Genomic DNA, 23,960 nt, shown 5'->3' on the forward strand with positions numbered 1-23,960 from the left:
TCATCAACACCGTCATCCGCATCGCACAGATTAAGAATCTCGTCCGCCCACTATGTGAGATTGCCGGAGTGAGCCGCAGTGGCTATTACGCTTGGTTGACCCGTGCCGAGGCGGATTCCCTCCGGAAAGAGCGTGATCATCTAGATGCGACACTCCTCAAGAGCATCCATGATAGCCATAAAGGCAAAGTCGGCTATCGGGTGCTGTACATGGAGGTGTTCGCCACCCTCGGTTTCCCGATTAACCATAAACGGATTCTCCGACTGATGCGCAAATTTAATATCGTTACTAAAATCCGGAGGATGAACCCGTATCGCAAGCTCTCTCGGGCGACGCACGAGCACCGCGTCGTGCCGAACCGATTGAATCGTGAGTTCCGACAGAGCGAGCCTGGGAAGGTGTTCGTGAACGATATCACCTATCTCTCCATCGCCTACGGCGAGAACGTCTATCTGTCTTGTGTGAAGGACGTCGCCACACGCGAGATCGTGGCATACAAACTATCCACACGGATCTTCGTATGGACCTCGTCTTTCAGACGATGAAAAAGCTCGAAGAGCATCTCCAGGGAATCGACATCCCGAGGCGATGATTCATTCGGACAAAGGCTTCCACTACACCCATCCGGGCTACCAGCGACTCATTGGCGACCTCGGATTGGTTTAGTCCATGTCCCGTCGGGGCAACTGTCTCGACAACGCACCGATCGAATCGTTCTTTGGTCATTTGAAGGACTATGTCGCCAACCGTTCGTGCGAGTCAATCGAGGAGGTCCGAGAGATGGTCGGGTACTACATCAGCTATTACAACTATGAACGCGGTCGATGGAACCTAAAAAAGATGACCCTTAAACAATATCGGGACCATCTGATCGCAGCATAGAAAACGTGGTCTTTTTATTAAACTATCCATTTTACGGGGCTCAGTTCATTCAAAACATTTAGTAGCTTTTTATTTTGACGATCTTGAGGAATTTTATGCGCGTCTCGATTTCAAAAATGTCAAGAACGGTGAGCCTAAAGTAGTGTATAGAGAAGTGAACGTACCGGAAGAACACTATGATGATCGTGATGCTTTCAAATCGTTCTCAGATTTTCTCTATTACATTATTCAAGATACGATTGACGTCAATAGCTAACAACATCCTTATTCATTAAGTGTCTTGTTTAACTACGAAGAATCGTCTAGAAAATAGACATCATAATAAAACATAAACGGCTTGAACCCTTAATGTTAAAGGGATCAAGCCGTTTAATCGTTCTTTATATCGATGTTTTTTGAAAAAAATCATATGTTATCGATTCTGCTTATTTTAGATAACATCTTCACTGATTAATAGATGTTGCAGCCATGAGATCAAAGAAGTATGTGGGTTCGTTCGTCTTATGAAGACTATACCATGCTTCTAACGTTTCAGGTGTGAATACATCGAGTGCACGAATCGTTTCATAAGCAAACTCTAATGCTGCCATTCCTGACGCTGTGATTAACGAGTCATCACGGACAACTGGAGTATGTTGATAAAAAGATTCTCCGGAATAATTCGAGCAAACGGATTGTAAGTAAGATAAATCGTTACTTGTATGAAACCGCTGATCTAAGAATCCGCTCTTTGCTAACCCTTCAGTCGCCCCACAAATCGCAGCGATGAGCGTTCCATTACTCAGCGCGTCGCCTACTTTACTCAGTAGGGGATCATGAAGAGTCTCTTGCCACGTCTGTCCACCGGGAAGGATCAAAGCATCTTTTAAAGTAAGCTCTAATTGAGAAACTGCGATATCTGGTAAAATACGTAATCCGCCCATAGTCGTGATGGGGTGTAGCGTGGGTCCTACTGTAACAACATTGAATGGAGGAGCATCTGTTTTGAAATATCTTCGTGAATGTAACTCTGGCATCACGTAACCGTATTCCCAATCTGAAATTGAATCGAATACATATAAATAGACAGTGTGAGTCAAGATAATCGCTTCCTTTACTATATGAGATACATTTAGTATAGAAAGGTTATCCTGACAACTACTGTCAGTGAAAGTAAATCATTGATGCGAAGCGATCAATTCGTGTAATCGATCAATGATTTTACTTTTGATTTCAACAGGAGAAACGACTTGTATCGATGTTCCATAAGCAATAAGGAGACTCGGGACTTGTTCGTCTAAAACGCTCGTCTCAATCATAAAAACAGCACGGTTTTGATTTTGTTCGATTAAACAGTGCTTAAAGTACCAGTGTTGGCAAATTGAATCGATAGTAGAGGTGTCACCGGAGAGGATTAGTTCACCTTGAGTTTCTCTTGGATTTGGTAGTAAATCGGTCATAAAAGAAGACTGAACATCGAAATCATCTGGAATATCGAATTGATCCGTCGTCACTTTGAATATGTGAATGCGGTCGATTTTAAAATGACGAATTGCTCCTCTTAACTGACAGAAGGCAGTGACGTACCAAGCGTGTTTCCAATAAGTTAATTTAAAAGGATTGATGTCACGCGATTGAATATCTTCATTGTTCGCGCGACAGTATTGAATATGTATGGTTGTTCGACTGCGAATGGCTTGATCGATTTCTCGTAACAAGATTTCGGCTCTCGACGACATTTCGGGTTGATAGGGAATTACATCCAAGAGCGGAGCATTTGTCGATGGTTTTAAAGCATGCTGTTTTATTTTTGAAATCGCACGTTTTAAAGCTGTATTACCATAGTAACCGGCTTCTTCTGCAAAAAGAGCAGCGTGATATAAAGACTGCTGCTCTTCAGCATCGAAGAATAAAGGTGCTTCTATGAATTGAGTTAACAAGCTGTATCCACCATGATGACCTGCTTCGGCAACAATCGGAACACCACTTGCGGAAAGCGTATCAATATATCGATAGACGGTCCGGATATTGATTTCAAGTTGTTCGGAGATGTATTGAGCCGTTACTTTTTTTCCGGATTGAAGCATCCAAAGAATTGCTAATAGGTGATCACTTTTCGCCAAAAGAGGTCCTCCAATCAATGATTCATTAAAACTTAGCTGCTTGTTCCGGCATCTGTCCTGTATAGGACGATTGTGGTCTGAAGATCCGGTTATCTTGCGATTGTTCGAGGATATGTGCCGTCCAGCCAATGATACGGCTAGAGGTAAACGTCGGTGTGAACAGTTCTTTCGGAATGTCGAGTCCTTTTAAGACGGCTGCCGCGAAGAATTCAACATTCGTATACAGTTTTCTACCCGGTTTGTATTCCTCGAGTAAATCGATCGCTGTTTGCTCCATCTGTGTAATCAGGTTGAACCAATCGCTCTCTTGCGCGAGATCTTTTGAGACGACTTTTAAGGCTTCTGAACGCGGATCGCGTGTTTTGTAGACACGGTGACCAAAGCCCATCAGTTTTTCGCCTTTTTCTAATTTGTTCCGGATCCAAGGTTCGATGTTATCGATCGTTCCGATTTCATCAATCATCTCAATGACTTCTGACGGGGCGCCACCATGAAGCGGTCCTTTCATGGAACCAATCGCAGCACAGACGCCAGAAATTATTTCCGATTCCGTCGAGACGACGACACGGGAAGCGAACGTCGAAGCATTCATACCGTGTTCAATTGTTAAGATAAGATACGCCGTCAATGCTTTTATCTCGACGTCACTCGGTAATTGTCCTTTGATCATATAGATGTAATTCGCGACATGATCGAGTTCCGGATTCGGTTCGATGAAGTCAGCACCTTGATTTTTTTGATATTTATAGGCAATGATCGTTGGCAAGAGTGCTGTTAGATGCATCGCTTGATCGATTGTCGGTGGCCAAGCGAAAGCGGGCGTACCGAGTGCCGAGATCGCTGTTCGCATCGTACTCATGACATCCATCTCGTTCGGCAACGTATCGAGAATCGTCTTAATATAAGAAGGAAGTTCACGGTAGCTTGTCATCTGTTCTTTGAATGTGACCAATTCCGCTTCAGTCGGGAACGCACCGTTCCAGATGAAATACGCCACTTCTTCGAATGAATAGGATAATGCGAGTTCCTTTGCCCAGTGTCCGCGATAAATAAGGTGACCTAACGTTCCATCGACTAAACCGATTTGTGTTTCAGCGGCAATGACGCCTTCGAGTCCTTTTTTGTATTCCATCTTCAACACTCCTTTTCTATTACCTACAGTCAGTATGACGTACGTTACCACTAAATCACCAGTAATTTGAATGCGTTTACAAAATTATTCTGAGGAGTGGTATAAACTAAGGTATGTGGGAGTCATCAGTTTATGCCGAATGTTCCATCTTTTTTCAATAAATCTAATGTTTCTTGAGACACTTGGATTTTCTATAGTTTCTCATACCTTAACGTAACTATATGTGTACATACTATCTTTTATCAAAATGCATATCACAATCCAAGGTATGTTTTAGATGTACTCATAAAAAAAGACTAGGACATCTACACAGTCCCAGTCTTTTTTTATTAAATGTGAAGAGATCATCCTCCTAATTCATTGTGCATGATCTCTTCGTTTAAATAGATAGATCAGTTGTAATCCATCGCTTGGAAATCCACTAAATAAACGAAGTGGTAATAGATTGAAAATGACGAATATAGCGGACATACGTACGAAAGCTTGTAGCATGTAATGTATTGTTTCATTATGCAATAGAAAAAGGATCAGACTCCCGATCACAACACAAATGAAGTTAAACAATACACCACCTAGATAATAAAAAGATTTTTGCGTGCGATTTAACGTACTGATAGGGCCGCCCGGAGTATATAACCCTTCCCAAATGTACTTTCTAGAAATAAAGAAATGTCCCAGTTGAAAAAATGGTTTTCCTTTTCCTAATGCAATGGATTTAATCGGAATACCATAACATCGTGCAGCGAACGCATGACCATACTCATGAATAATCAAACAAGGAAAATAGAAGAGAAACATGATGAAGTTGTAGAGTAAAACATCCATATTCAGTCACCCTTTCATAAACTCATGTTACAAAATATGGATGATGGTTTCAAGAGGAGAGTATACACGAAAATGAGCAAACGACACCACTGTGTGACGTTTGCTCATTGATTTAAAAAGATATTAGGTACTCGCTATCAGCATCAATAGACGGCAATCGGACCGTATGGACCTTCGATGATCTCAAGTCGTGTCTCAAAGATCTCGGATAATAGCGCTTCATCCATGACTTCGGCAACCGTTCCGAAGGCGGCGATTTGTCCATCCTTCATCGCACAAATGTGGTCTGCGTATTTCGCAGCAAAATTGATGTCGTGTAAGACGGTGATGATCGTCCGTCCGAACGTATCAGCGACGTGTCGCAGGTACCCCATCATCTGGACCGAGCGGGCGATATCGAGGTTATTGAGGGGTTCGTCGAGTAGAATGTATTCCGTTTCCTGACAGAGTACCATCGCGACATACGCCCGTTGCCGCTGTCCGCCCGATAATTCATCGAGGTAACGGTTCTCAAGCGACGTCAACTCGAGAAAATCGATGTATTTCGAGATGATCGTCTCATCGTCAGCCGTCAAGCGACCTTTCGAGTAGGGGAAACGTCCGAAGCCGACGAGCTGCCGGACGGTCAGTCGGGTCACGAAATGATTTTCCTGTCGCAGGATGGTGATGATCTTCGCTAAGTCTTTCGATTTGCTACTTGTCACATCCATACCAGCGACTTCGATCTGTCCGGCATCGAGATCAAGCAAACGACCGATCATCATCAACGTCGTCGACTTACCGGCACCGTTTGGACCAATCAATGCCGTGAATCCGCCTTTAGGAATCGATAAATCAATTGGACCGATTCGGACATCATCCGTATACGATTTTTTAACTTGTTCAAGTGATATCATAGTGACCTCTTTCTAAGCAACACGATAAGGAATATCAGTCCGCCGAACAGTTCAATGATGACGGAGACGACGCTTGGCGTGTTGAAAATGTGATACATGAAGAAATAGGCAGTCGTTAAAACGAAGAAACCGATTGCGAATGCCATCGGGAAGACGTATTTATGATCGTACGTAGCAGCGACCTGATAACTGAGTGTCGCCACTAAAAAGCCGAAGAACGTCAACGGTCCAATCAATGCCGTTGACATCGACATAAGGAGTGAAATCAGAATCAAGAAGTAGATGACACTACCACGATGATTGACGCCGAACGATGTCGCGACCTCTTTACCGAGTGCGACGACGTTGAGTCGTCTTGACGAGAAGAAGAGCAATAGACCGACGATGAGGACGACCGGAATGACAATCGGGAAGTAAGACGCGTCGGCATTCGTGACCGAACCAAATAATCGTGCTTGTAAGATATCGAATTCGGATGGTGCAAGCATTTTTCGCATGAATGACGACAGCGAGTTCAGACCCGTGCCGAGAATGATTCCGACGAGTAACATCAGCTGCAGGTTCGCGTATTTTCCGGATAACAACCATCCGTATAATAAGAGACTCATCGCGAGCATGATCGCGACCTGTGTCAAAAAGGCGCTCGTGCCGGTAAAGCCGACGAGTGCTCCCGCACCGAAGAAGAAGATCATCGATGTCTGGATCGTCGAGTAGAGAGCATCAAAACCAAGCAGGGATGGTGTGATGATCCGGTTGCTCGTGACCGAATGAAAGGAGACGGTCGCGAGACTTTGACAAATTGCTGCGATCGCCATCGTGATGACGGCGGTAATTCGGCGTTCGACGACCGGCCAAAAGGATGGAGAATCAAACGGGACCGGATTATTGTAGAGCAAGAGACCGATCGTACTGAGCACTCCGCCGCTGAGGAACAGAATGAGGAGAATCCAGTAGCGGCGCTCGAGTCGTTTCGACTGAAACGCAGACGCCCGGCGATTGGTTTCACGTGTAACGCTCGGTTGAATTCGTGTATGTTCCTGTTGTTTAATCGCAGTACTCATCTGACACCTCCAGTCTTCCGTCGACGTAACAGAATGATGATGAAGACGGCTGCCCCGACCGTTCCGAGAATCAAGGAGACCGGCAGTTCAAACGGACGGATGATCGTGCGTGAAATCAGATCACTGATTAGAATCGTTGCCATCCCGATCAGACAGACCCACGGTAAATTACTACGGAGATCGTCACCGCGAAACATCGAAACGATGTTCGGAACGATCAGACCGAGGAAGGGCAGATTGCCGATGACGGTCGCGACGACACCGACTGATAGGGCGATCAGCCCAGTCGCAATCAGCATCAGTCGATTGTAGTTGACGCCAAGGCTCGTCGCGATGTCTTCGCCGAGTCCAACGAGCGTCAAGCGACTCGCGAGAAAGAAGATACAGACCGTGACACCGATGATGATCCAGAGGTATTCGTAGCGACCGATTTGAACGGACGCGAACGAACCGACGAACCAGCCTTCGATTGCTTGGCTGGCACGGAAAAATAGTCCGAGAAACGTCGATATCGCGGAGATGACGGCTCCGAGCATCAGACCGATGATTGGGACGATCAACGATGAACGCAGTCGGACCGAACGGAGAAACCAGAAGAAGACCATCGTCCCGATGAACGCAAACACGATGGCTCCGGTCATCCGCATCAACAAGGACGGTGCCGGAATGAGTAAGTAAACGGCTAACAGTCCGAGTCCCGCCCATTCGATCGTTCCCGTCGTCGTCGGTTCAACGAGCCGATTTTGCGTGATCAGTTGCATGACGAGTCCAGCCATTGCCATCGCAGCACCCGTCAGCATCAAGGCGAGTGTCCGCGGAACACGTGTGATCCAGAACATATCGAAATCGTTCGCTGCACTCCGTAGTTCGTAGACGCCCGTGAAGAGGGAAGCCGCTGCGAGCGCTAAGACGAGACATAAGGTCAAGACGAACGGCTTCGTCCAAACGACAGAAAAGGAAGGTCGAGCGGGTGGCTCAACTCTTCCATTCATTTGTTGCTGTGCGTGTGCCATTACTTCTCGAGCGCTTTCGCGATGTTAGTGAAGAATTCAGAGTACGTCTGAATCGATTCATTCAAGTACGTGTCTTTTGGTGCGTAAACGATGTTGTCGTCTTTGATTGCTTTTGTTTTCTGCAGGGCAGGCGCACGGTCAATGACATCTTGCGCCGGTACGGCACCTTCAGCGTTTCCAAGTGGTGCGTCGCGGTCAAGGACGAGTAACCAGTCCGGGTTACTTTGAGCAATCGCTTCGACCGAGACTTCATCACCTTGGTCGTTGCCCGATTTTTGTTTGACTTCGAGGGCTGGTTTCCAGTCGAACAGATCATACATCGGTCCGAAGACACGTCCACTCATCGGAGCCGAGAATCCGATATCGCCGCCTGAGACGATGACCGACATGACGCTGTCCTGTCCGTTATACGATTTTTTAACGTCTTTGATCGATTGCTCAAGCGTTGTCACGAGCTGGTCCGCTTCTTGTTTTTTATCGAAGATTTGTCCGAGTGTTTCAGTCGTATCTTCAAGTCCTTTGACGAGTAACTCACCTGGCGTACCGGAGTCTTCCGGTAAAGCGATGTCAAGATCGATGACAGCGGCGTTCGGGACGAGTTTTTTGATGTCTTCGTAATGATCAGCGAAACGCTGGCCGACGATGACGACGTCTGGATTGACACCAGCAATCGCTTCGAGGTTCGGTTCGAAGTGCATGCCGACATCGACGATATCCTTGTCTTTTGCGTATGGTGATTCAGCCGGGAGCAGTCCGACTGGTGCTGCTGCGAGTTCGACGTTCCATGCGGCAAGCGTCTCGAACGTTCGGTTGTCGAGTGCGACGACTTTTTTCGGATCGACCGGGACGTTGACTGTTCCGTGTGCGTCCTTGATTTTGACTGTCTTCGGTGCTTCTGCGTCCTTCTTCGTGTCTGCTTCTCCTGCGTTCCCGCATGCCGCCAATAAGACAGCAAGCGAACTCACGACGAGTGGTGTTTTCCATGTCCCCATGATGATTCAGCTCCTCTTGTTCAATTTGATAAACATGGATCACGGATTGAGTAGCAGATGGATTATGTATACCTACGTGATTAATCTGCTCTCAATAAGTGATAATGATTATCATTGTCATGTTCACCGAGAATGATAGCAGACGATTTTGGAAGACGCAACGCTAATTTCCAGCCAAATGGCTGTCTGAATTTTTACCTTCTATAAACTATACGAAAATAAAAAAATGATAATCTTTCTCATTTAGGACTGGAAGTAGGAACATTGGACGCTTTTGACGAAAAGAGGTTTAGGTGACTGAAAAAAGAGAAAGTGGTAATAAATGTAACCTTTTCGTTTTTTAAATCAGAGACGCTACAGAAGATGACTTCGAAATGAGGTGCTGTATGAATCAACCATTCGAAGACTTGAAGATGTATCAAAATTTTGATGAGCTCGCAGATGATGTCCTCGATTTCGCAAAAGAGATTCTACCGGACCAGATGCTGTATTTATCAGCGATCGAAGCAGGGCAACAACGGATGTTGAAAATCGCGAACGATAAAGCGGATATCCCGATGGTGGAAGGCATGCAGCTTGAATTGAACCAATCGTTATGTAAACTGATTGATTTCGAGACGAAACAGCCGGTCGTCCTCGAAGATATTCCGAACGCGGAACAACTCGGCGACTGGCGAAAAGGTCTGGAGGAGGCTCACGTTCGGTCCTATTTAGGTATTCCGATCGTCTTGACGAGCGGTGAGACGTTCGGAACGTTATGTGCGATCAATAATCAGGTCAGCTTGTATGAGCAAAAGAACATTCAGCTATTGCAACGCATCGTCCGGTTGTTTTTGTACTACTTGGAGCTCGAGCGTCATGCTTGGAAAGACGCGTTGACAGGACTGCACAATCGGAGGTACTTAACGAAACAGTTCGAGGAGTATCGCGGGCAGACAGGAGCCGTCTTCTTCCTTGATTTAGATGGCTTTAAGCAGGTCAACGACGTTTATGGACACGAGACGGGGGACATCGTCCTGCAAGAAGTCGCACAACGCTTGCGACAATTCGTACGTGAACAGGATGATGCGATAGCCGTGCGACTAGGAGGCGATGAGTTCATTCTGCATTTTGGACATGCTGATTCGAGGGAAGGCTGGGAACGACTTGCGGAGCAGATCGTCACCGCGTTAAGTGAGTGGAAAACGGACTACCGGGTGTCGACGAGCATCGGGATCGTGATGTATGACGGTGAGTACCGTCCAGAGTTGCAAGCCTTGTTACAACAGGCAGATGCCGCGCTATATGCCGCTAAGTCGTTAGGAAAGAATACGTATCAGTTCTATGAGTTGGCGAAGAAATGAAAGAAATAAAAAATGACCTGACGCTTCTGAATCTTCTCAGAAACATTCAGGTCTTTTTAGTTGCCATGAAGACGATAGACGATCCGAATGATGTCCTTTTTCGGAAGATCAGGGTACTTGAGACATAACTGTTCGACACATGTCACGGGATCGACATCTTCTAACAAGCGGATGGCTTCTTGGACGATTGGCTCATGTTGTGCGCTGCCTTCAGAAGACGAAGCAGTCGAATCGCTCGATTGATGAATCAGGTAAAACAATACCGTATGTACAGATACCAGCACGACTTTTGTCGCGAGAGAAATCGTGATCGACGCAACGTAGAGGTCCATCCAAAGTAAGACGCTCAAACTGACGGAACCGTTCACGACAGCAAACAGTATGTTCGAGAAACGACGCTTGAACAGTCCGCCAAGCGCACGCATCATCCCGTCGAAGACGACGCTGACGACCAGGCTAGCGAGATAGAAACATACGAGAAACACTAGACAACCAACGAACGAGTCGTAGGACACATCTCCGACGTATAAAATCAGTCCATCGATCATCAGTAAAGGGAGCACTAAGAGCAGACTGAGCAAAACAAGCGAGACGGAGGAAACCAGTCGTGACATCCTATCATCCTTTCCGTGCAATTGATTTCGTTAGACAAGAAATGCAGCATACAAACTAGGATACCGTTTAACACAGTTGATTACAATTATTTACAAACAAGAGACGTACACAGAATGTTACTCAGTTAAGCGTGGAAATCCTGTCAAAAAGCGCCTGTACGTCCAGTTAACATCTAGATTATCCATTGACAATCCTTCCCTTTCCCTCATACAATTGAAAATGATTATCAATACAAGTTGGGAGTTCTGCCTACCATGAACGTTAACCGTAAAAAATTACTGATTTCTACCGTCTCGATCCTGTCTTTGACATCTTTATTGATCGGCTGCTCGAACCCGGGCGAGTCGACAGGAGAGCGAAAAGATAAAGATACATTGACGCTCGCGTGGCCACGCGACGTCGGAACGATGAACCCGCACGTTTATAACCCATCACAACTGTTCGCACAGTCAATGATCTATGAACCACTCGTCCACTACGGAGAAGGTGGAAAGCTCGAGCCATACTTAGCCTCGTCTTGGAAGATTTCTGAAGACGGAAAAACGTATACGTTCACGCTCCGTGACGGCATCAAGTTCTCGGACGGTTCGATGTTTGACGCAGCGATCGTCAAAAAGAATTTTGACGCGATCCTCAAACAAAAAGCCTTACATAGCTGGCTTGGCTTCATCACGAAAATCGAGAAGACGGAAGCCGTCGATGCGAAGACGTTCCGCCTGACATTATCTGAAGCCTATTACCCGACGATTCAAGAGCTCGCGGTCGTCCGCCCGGTCCGTTTCCTCGGAGAAGCGGGATTCCCGGAAAACGGCGATACGTCGAAGGGTGTCAAAAAAGAAGTCGGGACAGGTCCATGGATGCTTGACGAATACAAACCGGATCAGTATGCGACGTTTAAGGTCAATAAGAACTACTGGGGTCCGAAGCCGAACATCGATCACATCAAGGTCGACATCATCCCGGACGCGGAAACGCGTGTCTTAGCACTCGAAAAAGGACAGGTTGATCTGATTTACGGTGAAGGGGCGATCAGCATCGATGCCTTCAATCAGTTGAAGACGGATAAATCCTACAAAACAGAGATGTCCGAACCAGTCGCGACGCGTCTCCTCGTCTTGAATACGAAAAATAAGCGTCTGTCTGACGAACGCGTCCGCCAGGCGCTCCAGCACGGGTTTGATAAAGCCGCTCTCGTCGAAGGGATCACGTCGGGAATAGAAGCACCGGCTGACTACCTGTTGCCACCGAACATGCCGTACACGTCGAACCTGAAAGTGAAGCAACGGGATTATGACGTCAAGGAAGCGAATCGTCTTCTTGATGAAGCAGGTTGGAAACTGCCGAAAGGTGAAAAGGTTCGCGTCAAGGACGGGCAACCGCTGCAAATCAGGATGATGTATGATGCGGCCGAGCAGGTCCAAAAGGCGATGGCCGAAACGTTGCAGTCGGAATGGTCGAAAATCGGCGTCGAGCTGAAGACGGAAGCTGTCGAATTACCGGATCAAGTCCAGCGCTTCAAGGACAACCGATTTGACATCAACTTCTACAGCAACTTCGGTGCACCGTATGATCCGCATACGTTCGTGAACCTGATTGATACGGATGGCTTCGGCTTCAAAGAAGCGATTTCGGCTTATCCGAATAAAGAACAACTGTTGCAAGAGATCAAAGATGTCTTGAAGACGACAGACGAGACGAAGCGTCAGAAGATGTACGCCGACATTCTGCCATCACTCCAAGATCAAGGGGCATTGATTCCGATTTCGTACTTGAAGAAGATGGCGGTCTATCAGTCGGACGTGACGAACTTCCAGTTCCCGGCGAACCGGGATGAGAGTCCATTTGCCCGAATCGGAATTAAGTAAAGGAGGGATGACATGGGGGTCTTCCTCGTCAAACGCATATTATCCGTCATCCCGATCTTGTTACTTGCTGTCTTGATTCTGACAGGGTTGATTCATTTGTCACCAGTTGATCCGGCACAGGCCTATCTATCCGCTGCCCATATCCAACCGACGGATGAACTGCTCGCTGCAAAACGAGCAGAATTCGGACTCGATCAACCGTTCTACAAACAATACTTCGATGCCGTCATCCGCTTGGCGCAGCTCGATTTCGGCACATCGTATCTTTCCGGCAAACCGGTCCTAGAAGATGTCTTGCTTCGCTTACCACCGACGGTCGAGCTAGCAGTGACGAGTCTGCTGCTCGCACTCGTCGTCAGTATCCCGCTCGGGTTCCTTGCTGGGATCAAGAAGAATGGCTTCTTTGACCATCTCAGTCGGGGGATCGCATTCATCGGTGCCTCGATTCCGTCGTTTTGGCTCGGGTATCTGTTCATCTTCTTCTTTGCCGTCCAGCTGGATTGGTTTCCAGTCGGTGGAACGGGAAGTGTGATGCACTTGATCTTACCGGCATTGACACTCGCCTTTCCGTTAATTGCCTTGTATACACGATTGCTCCGTGGCAGTGTGATCGAAGCATTGAACGAACCGTATGTCTTGTTTGCCCGGACACGTGGCTTAAAGGAAGGACGGATTCTTGGGAAACACGTCCTTCGGATGGCGATTCCGCCGATGATCACGGGTCTTGGGATGAACCTTGGGAAGTTGCTGACGGGAACGATCATCGTCGAGACCGTCTTCTCGTGGCCAGGATTCGGTCGTTACTTCATTGAAGCGATCTTTGACCGGGACATGCCGGTCATCCAAGGCTATGTCTTTCTCGCTGCCCTCGTCTTCATCGGGAGCAGTTTGCTCGTCGACATCATTCAAGCCGTGCTCGATCCACGCCTAGCGAAAAAAGGAGGGACGGTATGAACACTCCACTTCCAGCAACGATGATCCGGTCGCGGTATACACCGCTTCTTTATCTTTGTGCATTCGTCTTAATCGGGATGGCAGGCATTGCTTTGTTCGCACCATGGATCGCGCCGCATGATCCGAATCTCGTTGACTTGACGCAAAAACTACACGGTCCGTCGCCGGCTTATCCGCTTGGCACTGACCAGCTCGGTCGGTGTCTGTTGTCACGCTTGATTTACGGCGCGCGGATTTCACTCGGCTGTGCCGTGTTGATTTTCGTCGCCTCACTTGCGATTGGATTGTTCGTCGGAACACTTGCCGGTTACCGTGGTGGTTGGGTTGACCAGCTCTTGATGCGCCTGTGTGACGGTGTAATGGCATTTCCGAGTCTGATTCTCGTCCTCGGTCTCGTCGGTATTTTCGGTCCAGGTCTCAAGCAGGTCATCATCGCCTTGATGCTCGTCCAGTGGGTCTACTACGCGCGGATGTTCCGCGGAATGGTCATGACGCTGAAAACGGAAGCGTTCATCGCTGCTGCTCGCGTCAATGGTTCGTCTTCGTGGAAGATCATTCGGACGCACATCCTGCCGAACATCTTACCGCCGCTGCTCGTCATCGGAACGCTTGAGATGGGCTGGGCGATCATGGATATCTCGGCGATGTCGTTCCTTGGGCTTGGTGTCCAGTCACCGACAGCCGAGTGGGGGGCGATGATTCACGAAGGAAAATCGTACATCCGGACGAATCCGGAATTGATGATTTATCCGGGACTTGCGATCATGCTCGTCATCATCAGTTTTAACCTAGTAGGAGAACAGTTAGCAGAACGATTCGGTGTATCAAAAACGATGAAATGAGAGGAGGTGCCCGTATCGAACCGATCTTAGCTGTCGACGGTCTGAACGTCCGTACGAAACAACAAGTAACATTGATCGAAGGGGTGACGTTCTCAATTCAAGCTGGACAGATTCTTGGTCTTGTCGGAGAGAGTGGCTGTGGGAAAACGGTGACGAGTCTCGCTTTAATGCGTCTACTTAATCCACAGACAACAGACGTCACTGGCGATATTCGACTGAACGGAACATCAATTCAATCCTTATCAGAACGCGCTGTGCGAACGATTCGGGGCGGTGAGATTGCGTTCATCATGCAAAATCCGATGAGTGCCTTCACACCGGTCTACTCGATCGGGCACCAGATGATCGAGACGATTCAGACCCATACGCGTTGTTCAAAACGTGAAGCGAAACAACAAGCGATGACGGCACTCGAAGAAGTCAATCTGACGGATGCCGCCCGGTTGCTCAAAGCTTATCCGTTCGAGCTGAGTGGAGGGATGTTGCAACGGATCATGATCGCCTTAGCTGTTGCCCTGCGCCCAAGCGTCTTGATTGCCGACGAACCGACGACAGCACTCGACGTCTTCAATCAGAAGACAGTTCTTGAGTTACTCGAACGGATGTGCGCGACCTATGGAACGGCGATGTTACTCATCTCACACGATCTCGGTGTGATCGCTGAACTTGCAGACGATGTCCTCGTCATGCAGCAAGGACGGATCGTTGAGCAGGCAGATGTCTTTGATTTGTTTGATCGACCACAACATCCATATACACAGTCCCTTCTTGCCCAACATCTAGGAAGGGAGGCGTTCGGATGAGTTTACTACAAATCGATCAAGTCTCACACGTCTACAAACGCCGGTTTCGACCAGCTCAGACCGTCTTACATGATGTCTCGTTGACGCTTGAAGCGGGGCGGTGTCTCGGACTACTTGGGTCGAGTGGTGCCGGCAAAAGTACGCTCGGACGATTGTTACTCGGACTCGAACGTCCGTCAAGCGGTACGATCTGGTTCAACGGTGTCGACCGGCTTGCGACAAAACGACCGTTTCAAGGAGATGTCCAAGTCGTCTTCCAGGACTCCTTCGCTGCTGTCAATCCGAAGCTGACGGCGGCCGATATTATCGCCGAACCGCTTGATAACTTCATTCGTTTAAAGGGTGAAGCACGGCGACAGCGTCTCGTCACGCTAATTGAACAAGTCGGGCTCAAGGCGACGGATCTGACGAAATATCCGGCGCAGTTCAGTGGCGGGCAACTCCAGCGGATCGCGATTGCGCGAGCGATTGCTGCTGAACCACGTCTGATCGTTTTAGACGAAGCAGTCAGTAGCCTCGACATGGTCAACAAACGATTGATTCTTGCATTGTTAGCTGACTTGAAACGCCTACACGGTCTAACATATGTCTTCATCACCCATGACATTAAAGCTGCCGAACAACTGTGTGACAGCTTTGCGATTTTGGAGCAGGGACGTCTCGTCGGGCATTACCCGAGTTTAGCAGCGTTCGATGCTGCGACGGATCCTGCCGTTGAACGGATGCGCCAAGCAAAGCTTGCCGTGCATCCAAGGCAACGAACGATTCGAAAGACACAATCAAACAAAGGATAACGGACGGCTGAACGGCTCCGTTATCCTTTTTGTGTTGTAGCGGTGGATCAATAAGCTGTTTTTCGGAATCGAAGAGCCGACCAGCCGAGTGTGAGAAGAATCCAAATGAGACAAGAAGCGACACCAATCAGATGAGACGAAGAAAAAAACGACGTGTGCGATGGGAGCGACAGTAGCGCACTAGGCATAAAGAATAGAATGTCTGGCATTAATGAAGGAAGTGCAACAAGTAGTAAGGAAACGACGAGCGACAGGATACCAATCGGAACAGCACGTCGCAAGAAAGTGCTGATCAGAAGTGTCAGACTGACGACGAATAACGTCCAAAGACTAAAACCGAGGATGATACGTAGTGCAAGCATCGGTGAGAGAGATCCGAACCAATAGACGGTCAAACAGTAGGACGTGAGGGCGCCGATCAGCATCCCGAATAGACTAATCATCCCGTGACTGAACCATTTCGACAGCAGATAGATATTTCGCGAGACGGGACGCGTCAGAATGAAATCCTGCATGCCAGTTTGTCGGTCTGAAGCAAGCAATCCCATGAAGCTCATGATCAGGACGATCAAGCCGAGCTGATTGAACTGTCCGTGGATCGTTGCGCTGAAGACGTCAAGCGGTTGCGGAGTAGGACGATTCGGATCAACGATGATTCCGTCTGCATTTCCGACGTATGCGAGCAAGACATCCATGTACATCAACAGCAACGGTTGGGTCACACCGAGAGCAATGAAGAACAGCGGTAACCAAACGATCTTCCATTCTTTCCATGCTTCCAACCACTCGGTCCATGTCAGCGTATAAAAGGTCCTCATACGTCTGCCACCATGTCGAGGAACCGTTCCTCAAGTCCGATTGGTTGATAGGCAATCGAAGCAATCGACCATCCCTGTTGAATCAGAGTAGTCGCTAACTGTGAGAGATCAAGCGGCTGCTGTGCGGAGAACTGATAGCAGCATGGGTTGATTCGATCAATTTCGACTCGTGGAAATCGTGTCGCAGAAAACGACGGGGCAGCTGTAAGCGTCTCGACTTTAATCCTGTATTGATCCACGTTGCGCTGATTGTCGAGTGGACCTAACAATTTTCCGTGCTTAATGACGAGGAAGCGATCGCAACACGTCTTTGCGTCTTCTAAGAGGTGCGTTGAGACGATGATCGTCATCCGTTTCTTTAAGCGGAGGATTAATTGATTGATATCATGTCGACCACTCGGATCAAGGGCGGAAGCCGGTTCGTCGAGAATCAAAAATATCGGTTCATGTAAGATGGCTTGGGCGATTCCGAGACGTTGGCGCATCCCGCCGGACAAGCGTTCGATGACTTCTGCTTGTTGATCGTGGAGTCCAACTTCATTTAGAACGTTCGGAATCCGCTTATTTAACGTTGCGCGATCGAGACCTGACAAGCGACCGAAAAAACGTAATGATTGTTCGCATGTCATCCAAGGCTTAAAGTCGGTCTGTTGTGATAAGTAGCCGATCGATTGCTGGTTTTGACGGATGGAGCGCGAAGACATCGTGATGGAACCACGGTCACTCTCGATCATGCCGCTCAGACATTTCAGGAGTGTCGTCTTTCCGGCACCATTCGGACCAATCAGTCCAAGACATTCATGTTCGTGAATCGTAAAGGAAATATCGTCTAGGATAAGACGTCTTTGAAGTGAAAGCTGGAGATGAGAAATCTGAATCATGCTTTCATCCTCCTTCCGAGGACGAAGTAGAGAATCGAGCCAATCGGCTGGACGAGGAGAATAATCAATAACCAAGTAGTCGGTGTCGCAATCCGGTCCTTCCGTCTAAACCAATCGATACAGGCGCAGCTGAGTAGAATCAGGTTGATGGAGATGTAAATCAATAATAGGGGCAGGAATCGTTCCCAGTCGATGTGTGATAAGGCAGAGAAATCTGTGTTCATGAAAAACCCTCCTTTTCTATTACCATTATCAATAATGAAAATAGAAAAGTCAATGCCATGGACGAATCATCGTTAGTTCTCAATCAGTTAGAGCTATGATAAACTTCTCTTATCAAAATTTTCCAAATGAGATTTGAATCAAATAGTTTAAATGAAAGACGAACTATAAACGAATCATGATTTTAAGGAGGCTTATATGCAGATTTATCAATTCAAAAAAGAGGTTGGTAAGAAGATCACGAAATTTGATTCGAACTTTGTGATGTCGCGAATCATGCAAACTGAAAAAGTGACGCACATCGGATGCATCCATTTAGAGAAGGATGGCGTGGTCGGTTATCACCAGGCTGTCGTGCCGCAACTTCTATTAATTGTAGAGGGTGAGGGCTTTGTAAGAGGGGAAACGGATGACTACATAAATGTTCAGCGTGGGGAAGCCGTGTTTTGGAATCAAGGAGAATGGCATGAAACGAAGACGGATACGGGGTTAACAGCGATCGTAATTGAAAGTGAAGAACTCGATACATCATCTCTTGTTTCCATATGACGAAACCAAGTGCGATACATAAAAAAAGCTATCTCAAAAGAAGAATGATTTGTTTTCTCACGCCCTTTCCTCAGGCGAGGCACAAGCCAGTTTTCCTGCTTCATTCAAGCAGGAAAACTGGCTTGTTTGTCTCTGACAGCGCAAAAATGCGCTTTTCCTATAGGAGTGGTGTGTAAAGCATCATTCTTTTTATCTTTGTAGAGACTAAAGTTTACGTCAGCCTCTACTCTGATTCCGTACACCATTTTTCTAATTCTTCGAGGCATAGATGTAACCGAGCAGTGATCATTTCTCGATTTCCCATCTGTTGCGTTGTTTTATGAGTGAGTTGAGGCTGATGTAGAATATCGTAGTGCTCATACGCTTCTTGCAATATCCATAATGTATATTCATCCAGTAATCGTTGAATTTGAGTGGTGCGTTCGTCTCCAACCACGTTAAAGCAATATCCACTTATGAATCCGTCAGCGATTTTGTTAAGAACATTATTTTTTTCTTGATACGCTTGCTTTATGTATCGTGGTGCATTTGAAAAGGCTGGTAGCAGAAATTTGTAACAAAAAACGAAGTAAGCCGCATATTTCAAATCAAAATCCAATCTTGGAAACGGATCAATGATTGCAATGTGTTTATCACTTAAAATTAAATTTTCTGGTGTTACATCTTGATTCACGAGCGAGATGTTTTGAACCTGAGTTCGTCTATTTTCAATTAAAGCATGAATATGCTGACTGACTTTTTCTTTATCAAAGCAAAGATTAGAGTGGATGAGAGTATTTAAGGCGGTTAAGACGTGTTCATTTTCATCCTGCCATAATTTATCCTCGTTTCTTAAATCACTACCTTGTAAAGTTTCCCCTTGCCAGTGCAGTTCCCCGAAACCAACAATAGAGGTTTTCTGGTTGTGTATATTGTGATAAATTCTCCCTAATTTCTTACCGTAAGAATGGGCTTTATTCTGATCGAGTAACAATAAATCCGTTCCACGACCCATGAACGTTTCTACTGTAAATACTGTGTCATCTTCAATAAAATACTGATAAAAGTCAGGACAGACATTTTGGTCACTTGTATTGGCATGTAAATAGTAAGCTTTCGTAGACTCATACTCTGTAGTCAGCTCTTGTTTATCAATCTGTTGCAACTCCCCATAAGCTTCATTCTTTTTTATGCGAATCACAAGGTCTTGATCATCTACTCTCTTTAACTTATATACAGTGTGCCAAGCTCCTTCACCAATCTTTAGAATCTGTTCTGCTTTTACGTTCAACGTATCCAGCACAATTGCATCAAGATTTTCTTTGATCCGTTTCATGGGGTCTATTTTCTCTCCCTCGCAATGTTGTCTCGTTTCAGTTTGGTGAAAATACGCTTCTAGAAACGGAGCGTGTTTACGGCAAGATGACGAGTGAGACGGTCCGTTCAGTTGCCTGGTCTTCTGTCTCTAGGTGATGATATTTTTCGAGCAATGTTCGCATGTCCTGTTGGAAATCGTTGAAGGTTTCATCCGTCAGTTGCAATTTCGCGATCGAGAACGTCGAATGGTCCTGACCTTGCGTTTGAACTGTCTGTTCGAAGTACGTCTGGTACTGCTGCAAGACGTACATGAAGTAGAACGAGACGAAGTTCACTTTTTCATCGTACGTCGCACTGTTCCAGTCTGCTTCGCTGATTTGATAGCCGCTTGTGTTCAAGGCATAGATCTTCTCTTCGACTTTTCCAACACGCTGGACTGCGACGACCTTCAACAACTGATCGTCCATCATCGCATTGACTTGCCGGTATAAGGTCGACTGCGGTACATCCGTTAAGCGTTGATTCAGTTGCATGATTGATAAACCGTCTTCGCGATCAATTAATTCAAGTGCAATCTTAAACCGGACATGATTTTTGAATAAGTTAAAGTTCACGACGTGTTTCACTCCTTCGTTCAATCGATTCTAAAACTATCTTATCATGCTTTTGGAAACATTCTTAAAAATGATAATGTAAAAAGAGGGAATTTGATGTATTCCTTGAATGATTTAGATTAGAGTATGTTTTAGAAAGGAGTCGTCATATGAAAAATACAAGTTATCGCTATGGTACATATGCACTCATTACAAGCTTTTTCTTATTCTTCATCGTTCAGATGTTTCGTGCGTATGTTGAGTTATCACCAGAGTTTCTAGGAGAAAATCTTGGCGAATACTACTTAACATACTTTCCAATCGGTGCATTGATCCTTGGACTCGTATTACTGATCCACGGCTGGTGGACTGAAGATGAGAAAAAACAGCGTGAAAAGCTAGCTGCAAAAAATCAGCAAGAATCGAATGAATCGGTGTGACATCATACCGTTGATACAGAAGACCGACAACGCATTTTCGTTGCCGGTCTTTATCGTTTCATGTGTTCAATTATTTAAATCGCTTAATCGCGAACGGTCCGATCGGTTCGGTCGTCGATCGTTCCATGATCAATTCACTGAGTACTTTTCCGACTAAGCTGCTGAACTTGAATCCGTGACCGGAGAAGCCGGCGGCGATCGCGATGTGCGGATAGTCCGGATGCAAATCGATGATGAAATCTTCGTCTGGCGTCATCGTATAGAGACACGGTTTGCCGTGAGCTAAAGTATCGATTGAGGGCATGAACGTATTCGTGAACTGTCGTAAATCAGCCAGATCACCCGTCTCTTGACCGAAAGGACGGCGTGGTTGATTCGGATCAACCGGGATGCCGCCGTCGTGGCGTCCGATTTTCAGACCGGCTTGAGCGATACTTGGAAAACCGTAATAATAACCGGCGGGTGTATCAAAGGCGAAGGCAGGGAACACCGCGTCATTGAATACCTCTTCCGCTGCTTCGAACCAGGCGAACGTCTTACGGATAGGGCGCAGCGGTAAGGAGAGTCCAGTCTGTTCGAGCAACGGACCAGACCAGGCACCGGCTGCGACGATTAACGCGTCAGCTGAGTAGGTGTCTGTTCCGACGGTTACGTCCACACCATGAGTGTGGGCGGTAAGCGTCGTCACTTTCGCATTCGTCCGGATGTCGACACCGTTCGCGACAGCAAGATCGCGGTATGCTTCAATACAATCCTCGCACTTCAACACACCGGACGTCGGTTCAAAACAACCGATATACTCGTCGGGCATCGTTAAGCCGGACCAGCGCGTTCTCATTTCGTCAGCCGTCAGGATCTCAAGCGGTAAATCATATTGCGCTGCACTCCTGATGATCGTCTGCATCGAACGGGACGAGCGGTGACCAGCGTTTAAGACTCCGGTGTTCAGGAACAGACTCCGACCGCTGATCTGTTCTAACTCATACCACAAGCGTTGCGCGGCTAAGGCGAGCGGCACATAAGCTTCACCTTCCCCGTAGGCATGGCGAATGATCCGTGTCTCGCCATGATGGCTCGCTTGATCATGCGGTGGATTGTGAGCATCCAACAATAAGATATTTTGATCGGTTCGTGAGAGATAGTAGCCGGCTGCCATCCCCATGGAACCGGCACCGACGATGATGACATCATAATGGGACATCTGGTTCGACTCCTTCATATGTAAGTTCACACCAGTATAGAGTGAGAACCAGAAAAGAACAAATGAAAGATTAAATCTCGAAGCGACGGGCTTCTTGTTCTAAGTGTTCTGTTCGTGCGTTTAAATCACCGACGAGCGTATGCAGCGTCGTGATCGTCGCGATCATCTGTTCAGATGCAGCGGCAACTTCTTCGTTACTCGCCGTATGTTCTTCTGCGACAGCAGCAATTTCCGTCAAGGCATTGCGGATGAACCGTTCTGCCTGCAAGACGTCTTCCATCTGTTGCGTCATCTGCTGTGTTGCCGTTGAGACGTGCGTGACTTGGTCCGTCAATCGTTCGAACGTCGTATCCGTATCGAGGACGATCTGTTCACCGGCTGCTGTTGCTTCGACCGTCGTTTTAAAGCTATGTTGCATCTGCTGCGCACTGGCTTCGATTGACGTGACGATCGTTGCGATCTCACTGACACTGCTAGCGACATGGCTCGAAAGATTCTTGACCTCGGTCGCAACGACAGCGAATCCTTTGCCTTGTTCCCCCGCCCGTGCTGCTTCAATTGCGGCATTAAGGGCGAGTAGATTCGTTTGCTCGGAAATACCGCGGATGATACCGACGAGCGTTTGGATATCTGATGATTGCTGTTTCAGTAGATCAATCTGTTCAGCAGATTGCGTGACGTGCTGATGAATGTGACGCATCTGTTCGACGGAAGCGGACATTTGCTCCCGTCCGACTCGTGTCAGTGTTGCCATCTGCTCCGTCGTTCCTTGAATTTCGACACCAGATTGATTCGTCGTCTCGATCAATGTTGCGAACCGATTCATCTCATCATTCAATGAAAGCGTGACTTGGGTCTGACTTTCGGTTCCGGTCGCGATTTCCGACATCGTATGAGCGATTTGCTCAGAACCGTCGAGTACTTCCGACGTACTTTGGTCGATCGATTGACTCGTCGTCGAGACGAGGGTAGCCGTCTGTTTGATGTCGACAATCATCGTCCGCAGCATCTCGTTCATATCACGAATCGAGATCGCAAGCGCATAGATTTCGTCTTTCGAAGCAATCGTCAAATCGGTCAACGTCTGTTTTGCCTGATCCAGTCGTCCCTCGGCAATCAAGGCAGCGACTTTCTGTAACGTCTCGAGCGGACGTAACTTTCGACCGAGGACGATGTAGAGCAATATGAGTGTGGCCGTTAACAGAAGAAGTAAAAGTCCAATGAAAATCGGAGCATTTTGTTTTAATAATTCTGTTGTGAGGGCATCGATTTCCTTCGCAGCGATGTCGACGCCAAGAATTCCGATGATTTGACCAGACGCATCCTTTAACGGAACGTAGACACTCATATACTGTCCATATACAGGATCATCAATGATGTCCGTCGCGTGTGTTCCACCATTTAATACGTCCTTCATGTCAGTAACTTTTGCGCCACTCGCCGGTTCATTAATCTTTGCGGCATCTTTCTTAGGGAGACCGTCAATCAGCAAACGGACCTTGTTTTGGTCGATGCGTGCTGTGTATGTATATAAGAGTCCATTTTGCTTTCGTAACGTATCGAGTTCTGTTCGTAACGTTTCGTATTGTTCGGACGCGACAGGCGATTGTAGGAATTCGCTATAAGCCACTGTGTCGAATGTTTTGCTGATGCGAAGCGCGTCCTTTTCGGCGGTCGCTTTCAGCGTTGAGACCGCAGTTTGTTTCGTATTGAAGTATAAGGCCAGACTACTAAAAACAAAAAAGGCAATCAAAATCAAACTGATCATTACTAAAAGACGTGTTCGGATGGAATGGTTCTTGGTTGTGTTTTTCACATGCAACCGTCCTTTCAACTCATAT

24 protein-coding genes and 1 pseudogene are annotated in these 23,960 nt (G+C 47.1%); 9 read left to right on the forward strand and 16 right to left on the reverse strand.

Going from position 1 to position 23,960, the window contains the following annotated elements; translation table 11 throughout:
- A pseudogene (locus ASF99_RS05370) lies at positions 1-882 on the forward strand (IS3 family transposase); the annotation flags it as partial.
- A 443-nt stretch (positions 883-1,325) separates the two neighbouring features.
- On the opposite strand, the gene ASF99_RS05375 reads toward ASF99_RS05370, so the two are convergent.
- From ASF99_RS05375 to ASF99_RS05410, 8 genes are all read right to left on the reverse strand, one after another.
- A complete protein-coding gene (locus tag ASF99_RS05375; protein WP_055967457.1) occupies positions 1,326-1,964 on the reverse strand; it encodes a type 1 glutamine amidotransferase family protein in 639 nt (212 codons plus the stop codon).
- 75 nt (positions 1,965-2,039) lie between these two features.
- Positions 2,040-2,984: a helix-turn-helix transcriptional regulator gene (locus ASF99_RS05380; protein ID WP_055967460.1), complete on the reverse strand. Its 945-nt coding sequence runs from the start codon at positions 2,982-2,984 to the stop codon at positions 2,040-2,042.
- 25 nt (positions 2,985-3,009) lie between these two features.
- Complete coding sequence (locus ASF99_RS05385) at positions 3,010-4,116, reverse strand: citrate synthase/methylcitrate synthase (RefSeq protein ID WP_055967463.1); 1,107 nt, start codon at positions 4,114-4,116, stop codon at positions 3,010-3,012.
- A gap of 357 nt (positions 4,117-4,473) precedes the next feature.
- A complete protein-coding gene (locus ASF99_RS17765) occupies positions 4,474-4,941 on the reverse strand; it encodes a site-2 protease family protein (protein WP_055967466.1) in 468 nt (155 codons plus the stop codon).
- A gap of 143 nt (positions 4,942-5,084) precedes the next feature.
- Complete coding sequence (locus ASF99_RS05395) at positions 5,085-5,837, reverse strand: iron ABC transporter ATP-binding protein (protein ID WP_055967468.1); 753 nt, start codon at positions 5,835-5,837, stop codon at positions 5,085-5,087.
- Positions 5,834-6,898, reverse strand: coding sequence for an iron chelate uptake ABC transporter family permease subunit (locus ASF99_RS05400; protein WP_055967471.1), 1,065 nt, complete (start codon positions 6,896-6,898; stop codon positions 5,834-5,836). Before ASF99_RS05400 ends, ASF99_RS05395 begins: the two co-directional genes overlap by 4 nt.
- Complete coding sequence (locus tag ASF99_RS05405) at positions 6,895-7,890, reverse strand: ABC transporter permease (protein WP_055969444.1); 996 nt, start codon at positions 7,888-7,890, stop codon at positions 6,895-6,897. Before ASF99_RS05405 ends, ASF99_RS05400 begins: the two co-directional genes overlap by 4 nt.
- A 20-nt stretch (positions 7,891-7,910) precedes the next feature.
- A complete protein-coding gene (locus ASF99_RS05410) occupies positions 7,911-8,903 on the reverse strand; it encodes a siderophore ABC transporter substrate-binding protein (protein WP_055967474.1) in 993 nt (330 codons plus the stop codon).
- A gap of 386 nt (positions 8,904-9,289) precedes the next feature.
- Here ASF99_RS05410 and ASF99_RS05415 point away from each other — a divergent pair, with 386 nt between their 5' ends.
- Entirely contained in the window at positions 9,290-10,246 is a 957-nt protein-coding gene (locus tag ASF99_RS05415) for a sensor domain-containing diguanylate cyclase (RefSeq protein ID WP_055967477.1), read from the forward strand.
- A 56-nt stretch (positions 10,247-10,302) separates the two neighbouring features.
- Here ASF99_RS05415 and ASF99_RS05420 read toward each other — a convergent pair whose 3' ends face one another.
- Entirely contained in the window at positions 10,303-10,860 is a 558-nt protein-coding gene (locus tag ASF99_RS05420; protein ID WP_055967479.1) for a hypothetical protein, read from the reverse strand.
- Positions 10,861-11,115: 255 nt separating this feature from the next.
- Between ASF99_RS05420 and nikA the strand changes: the two genes are divergently transcribed.
- From nikA to ASF99_RS05445, 5 genes are read left to right on the forward strand one after another with little or no spacing between them, the layout of a single operon-like run.
- Entirely contained in the window at positions 11,116-12,726 is a 1,611-nt protein-coding gene (gene nikA, locus ASF99_RS05425) for a nickel ABC transporter substrate-binding protein (RefSeq protein WP_055967482.1), read from the forward strand.
- A gap of 12 nt (positions 12,727-12,738) precedes the next feature.
- On the forward strand, positions 12,739-13,680 hold the full coding sequence (gene nikB / locus ASF99_RS05430) for a nickel ABC transporter permease (protein WP_023468015.1): 942 nt from the start codon (positions 12,739-12,741) through the stop codon (positions 13,678-13,680).
- Positions 13,677-14,522: a nickel ABC transporter permease subunit NikC gene (nikC, locus tag ASF99_RS05435; RefSeq protein ID WP_082487013.1), complete on the forward strand. Its 846-nt coding sequence runs from the start codon at positions 13,677-13,679 to the stop codon at positions 14,520-14,522. The genes nikB and nikC overlap by 4 nt, the downstream gene beginning before the upstream one ends.
- Entirely contained in the window at positions 14,519-15,325 is an 807-nt protein-coding gene (locus tag ASF99_RS05440) for an ABC transporter ATP-binding protein (RefSeq protein ID WP_055967485.1), read from the forward strand. Before nikC ends, ASF99_RS05440 begins: the two co-directional genes overlap by 4 nt.
- Complete coding sequence (locus ASF99_RS05445; protein WP_055967487.1) at positions 15,322-16,119, forward strand: ATP-binding cassette domain-containing protein; 798 nt, start codon at positions 15,322-15,324, stop codon at positions 16,117-16,119. The genes ASF99_RS05440 and ASF99_RS05445 overlap by 4 nt, the downstream gene beginning before the upstream one ends.
- 47 nt (positions 16,120-16,166) lie before the next feature.
- Here the strand turns inward: ASF99_RS05445 and ASF99_RS05450 are convergent, their stop codons facing one another.
- From ASF99_RS05450 to ASF99_RS05460, 3 genes are read right to left on the reverse strand one after another with little or no spacing between them, the layout of a single operon-like run.
- Entirely contained in the window at positions 16,167-16,937 is a 771-nt protein-coding gene (locus tag ASF99_RS05450) for an ABC transporter permease (RefSeq protein ID WP_055967490.1), read from the reverse strand.
- Entirely contained in the window at positions 16,934-17,818 is an 885-nt protein-coding gene (locus ASF99_RS05455; protein ID WP_055967491.1) for an ABC transporter ATP-binding protein, read from the reverse strand. The genes ASF99_RS05450 and ASF99_RS05455 overlap by 4 nt, the downstream gene beginning before the upstream one ends.
- Positions 17,815-18,042: a PLDc N-terminal domain-containing protein gene (locus ASF99_RS05460; protein ID WP_055967494.1), complete on the reverse strand. Its 228-nt coding sequence runs from the start codon at positions 18,040-18,042 to the stop codon at positions 17,815-17,817. The genes ASF99_RS05455 and ASF99_RS05460 overlap by 4 nt, the downstream gene beginning before the upstream one ends.
- Positions 18,043-18,238: 196 nt before the next feature.
- Here ASF99_RS05460 and ASF99_RS05465 point away from each other — a divergent pair, with 196 nt between their 5' ends.
- On the forward strand, positions 18,239-18,589 hold the full coding sequence (locus ASF99_RS05465; protein ID WP_055967497.1) for a hypothetical protein: 351 nt from the start codon (positions 18,239-18,241) through the stop codon (positions 18,587-18,589).
- 223 nt (positions 18,590-18,812) lie between these two features.
- On the opposite strand, the gene ASF99_RS05470 is transcribed toward ASF99_RS05465, so the two are convergent.
- Together ASF99_RS05470 and ASF99_RS05475 are read right to left on the reverse strand one after the other, a co-directional pair.
- Positions 18,813-19,904, reverse strand: a complete 1,092-nt coding sequence (locus ASF99_RS05470; protein ID WP_055967499.1) for a hypothetical protein — start codon at positions 19,902-19,904, stop codon at positions 18,813-18,815.
- Positions 19,905-19,980: 76 nt separating this feature from the next.
- Positions 19,981-20,499 (reverse strand): hypothetical protein, encoded by a 519-nt coding sequence (locus ASF99_RS05475; protein ID WP_035397867.1) that lies wholly within the window; start codon positions 20,497-20,499, stop codon positions 19,981-19,983.
- Positions 20,500-20,648: 149 nt separating this feature from the next.
- On the opposite strand from ASF99_RS05475, the gene ASF99_RS05480 reads away from it, so the two are divergent.
- Positions 20,649-20,918, forward strand: coding sequence for a hypothetical protein (locus ASF99_RS05480; RefSeq protein WP_023468025.1), 270 nt, complete (start codon positions 20,649-20,651; stop codon positions 20,916-20,918).
- A 70-nt stretch (positions 20,919-20,988) separates the two neighbouring features.
- Here the strand turns inward: ASF99_RS05480 and solA are convergent, their stop codons facing one another.
- Entirely contained in the window at positions 20,989-22,119 is a 1,131-nt protein-coding gene (gene solA, locus ASF99_RS05485; protein ID WP_055967502.1) for an N-methyl-L-tryptophan oxidase, read from the reverse strand.
- 70 nt (positions 22,120-22,189) lie between these two features.
- Positions 22,190-23,935 (reverse strand): methyl-accepting chemotaxis protein, encoded by a 1,746-nt coding sequence (locus ASF99_RS05490; RefSeq protein ID WP_235515869.1) that lies wholly within the window; start codon positions 23,933-23,935, stop codon positions 22,190-22,192.
- Between the last annotated feature and the right edge of the window lie 25 nt (positions 23,936-23,960).

It is taken from the genome of Exiguobacterium sp. Leaf187 (genome assembly GCF_001423925.1).
GTDB lineage: Bacteria > Bacillota > Bacilli > Exiguobacteriales > Exiguobacteriaceae > Exiguobacterium_A > Exiguobacterium_A indicum.

Coding starts and splice junctions, on each gene's coding strand:
- ASF99_RS05385 (WP_055967463.1), bottom strand. CDS start 4,116: ATGGAATACAAAAAAGGACTCGAAGGCGTCATTGCCGCTGAAACACAA.
- ASF99_RS17765 (WP_055967466.1), bottom strand. CDS start 4,941: ATGGATGTTTTACTCTACAACTTCATCATGTTTCTCTTCTATTTTCCT.
- ASF99_RS05395 (WP_055967468.1), bottom strand. CDS start 5,837: ATGATATCACTTGAACAAGTTAAAAAATCGTATACGGATGATGTCCGA.
- ASF99_RS05400 (WP_055967471.1), bottom strand. CDS start 6,898: ATGAGTACTGCGATTAAACAACAGGAACATACACGAATTCAACCGAGC.
- ASF99_RS05405 (WP_055969444.1), bottom strand. CDS start 7,890: ATGAATGGAAGAGTTGAGCCACCCGCTCGACCTTCCTTTTCTGTCGTT.
- ASF99_RS05410 (WP_055967474.1), bottom strand. CDS start 8,903: ATGGGGACATGGAAAACACCACTCGTCGTGAGTTCGCTTGCTGTCTTA.
- ASF99_RS05415 (WP_055967477.1), top strand. CDS start 9,290: ATGAATCAACCATTCGAAGACTTGAAGATGTATCAAAATTTTGATGAG.
- ASF99_RS05420 (WP_055967479.1), bottom strand. CDS start 10,860: ATGTCACGACTGGTTTCCTCCGTCTCGCTTGTTTTGCTCAGTCTGCTC.
- nikA (WP_055967482.1), top strand. CDS start 11,116: ATGAACGTTAACCGTAAAAAATTACTGATTTCTACCGTCTCGATCCTG.
- nikB (WP_023468015.1), top strand. CDS start 12,739: ATGGGGGTCTTCCTCGTCAAACGCATATTATCCGTCATCCCGATCTTG.
- nikC (WP_082487013.1), top strand. CDS start 13,677: ATGAACACTCCACTTCCAGCAACGATGATCCGGTCGCGGTATACACCG.
- ASF99_RS05440 (WP_055967485.1), top strand. CDS start 14,519: ATGAGAGGAGGTGCCCGTATCGAACCGATCTTAGCTGTCGACGGTCTG.
- ASF99_RS05445 (WP_055967487.1), top strand. CDS start 15,322: ATGAGTTTACTACAAATCGATCAAGTCTCACACGTCTACAAACGCCGG.
- ASF99_RS05450 (WP_055967490.1), bottom strand. CDS start 16,937: ATGAGGACCTTTTATACGCTGACATGGACCGAGTGGTTGGAAGCATGG.
- ASF99_RS05455 (WP_055967491.1), bottom strand. CDS start 17,818: ATGATTCAGATTTCTCATCTCCAGCTTTCACTTCAAAGACGTCTTATC.
- ASF99_RS05460 (WP_055967494.1), bottom strand. CDS start 18,042: ATGAACACAGATTTCTCTGCCTTATCACACATCGACTGGGAACGATTC.
- ASF99_RS05465 (WP_055967497.1), top strand. CDS start 18,239: ATGCAGATTTATCAATTCAAAAAAGAGGTTGGTAAGAAGATCACGAAA.
- ASF99_RS05470 (WP_055967499.1), bottom strand. CDS start 19,904: ATGAAACGGATCAAAGAAAATCTTGATGCAATTGTGCTGGATACGTTG.
- ASF99_RS05480 (WP_023468025.1), top strand. CDS start 20,649: ATGAAAAATACAAGTTATCGCTATGGTACATATGCACTCATTACAAGC.
- solA (WP_055967502.1), bottom strand. CDS start 22,119: ATGTCCCATTATGATGTCATCATCGTCGGTGCCGGTTCCATGGGGATG.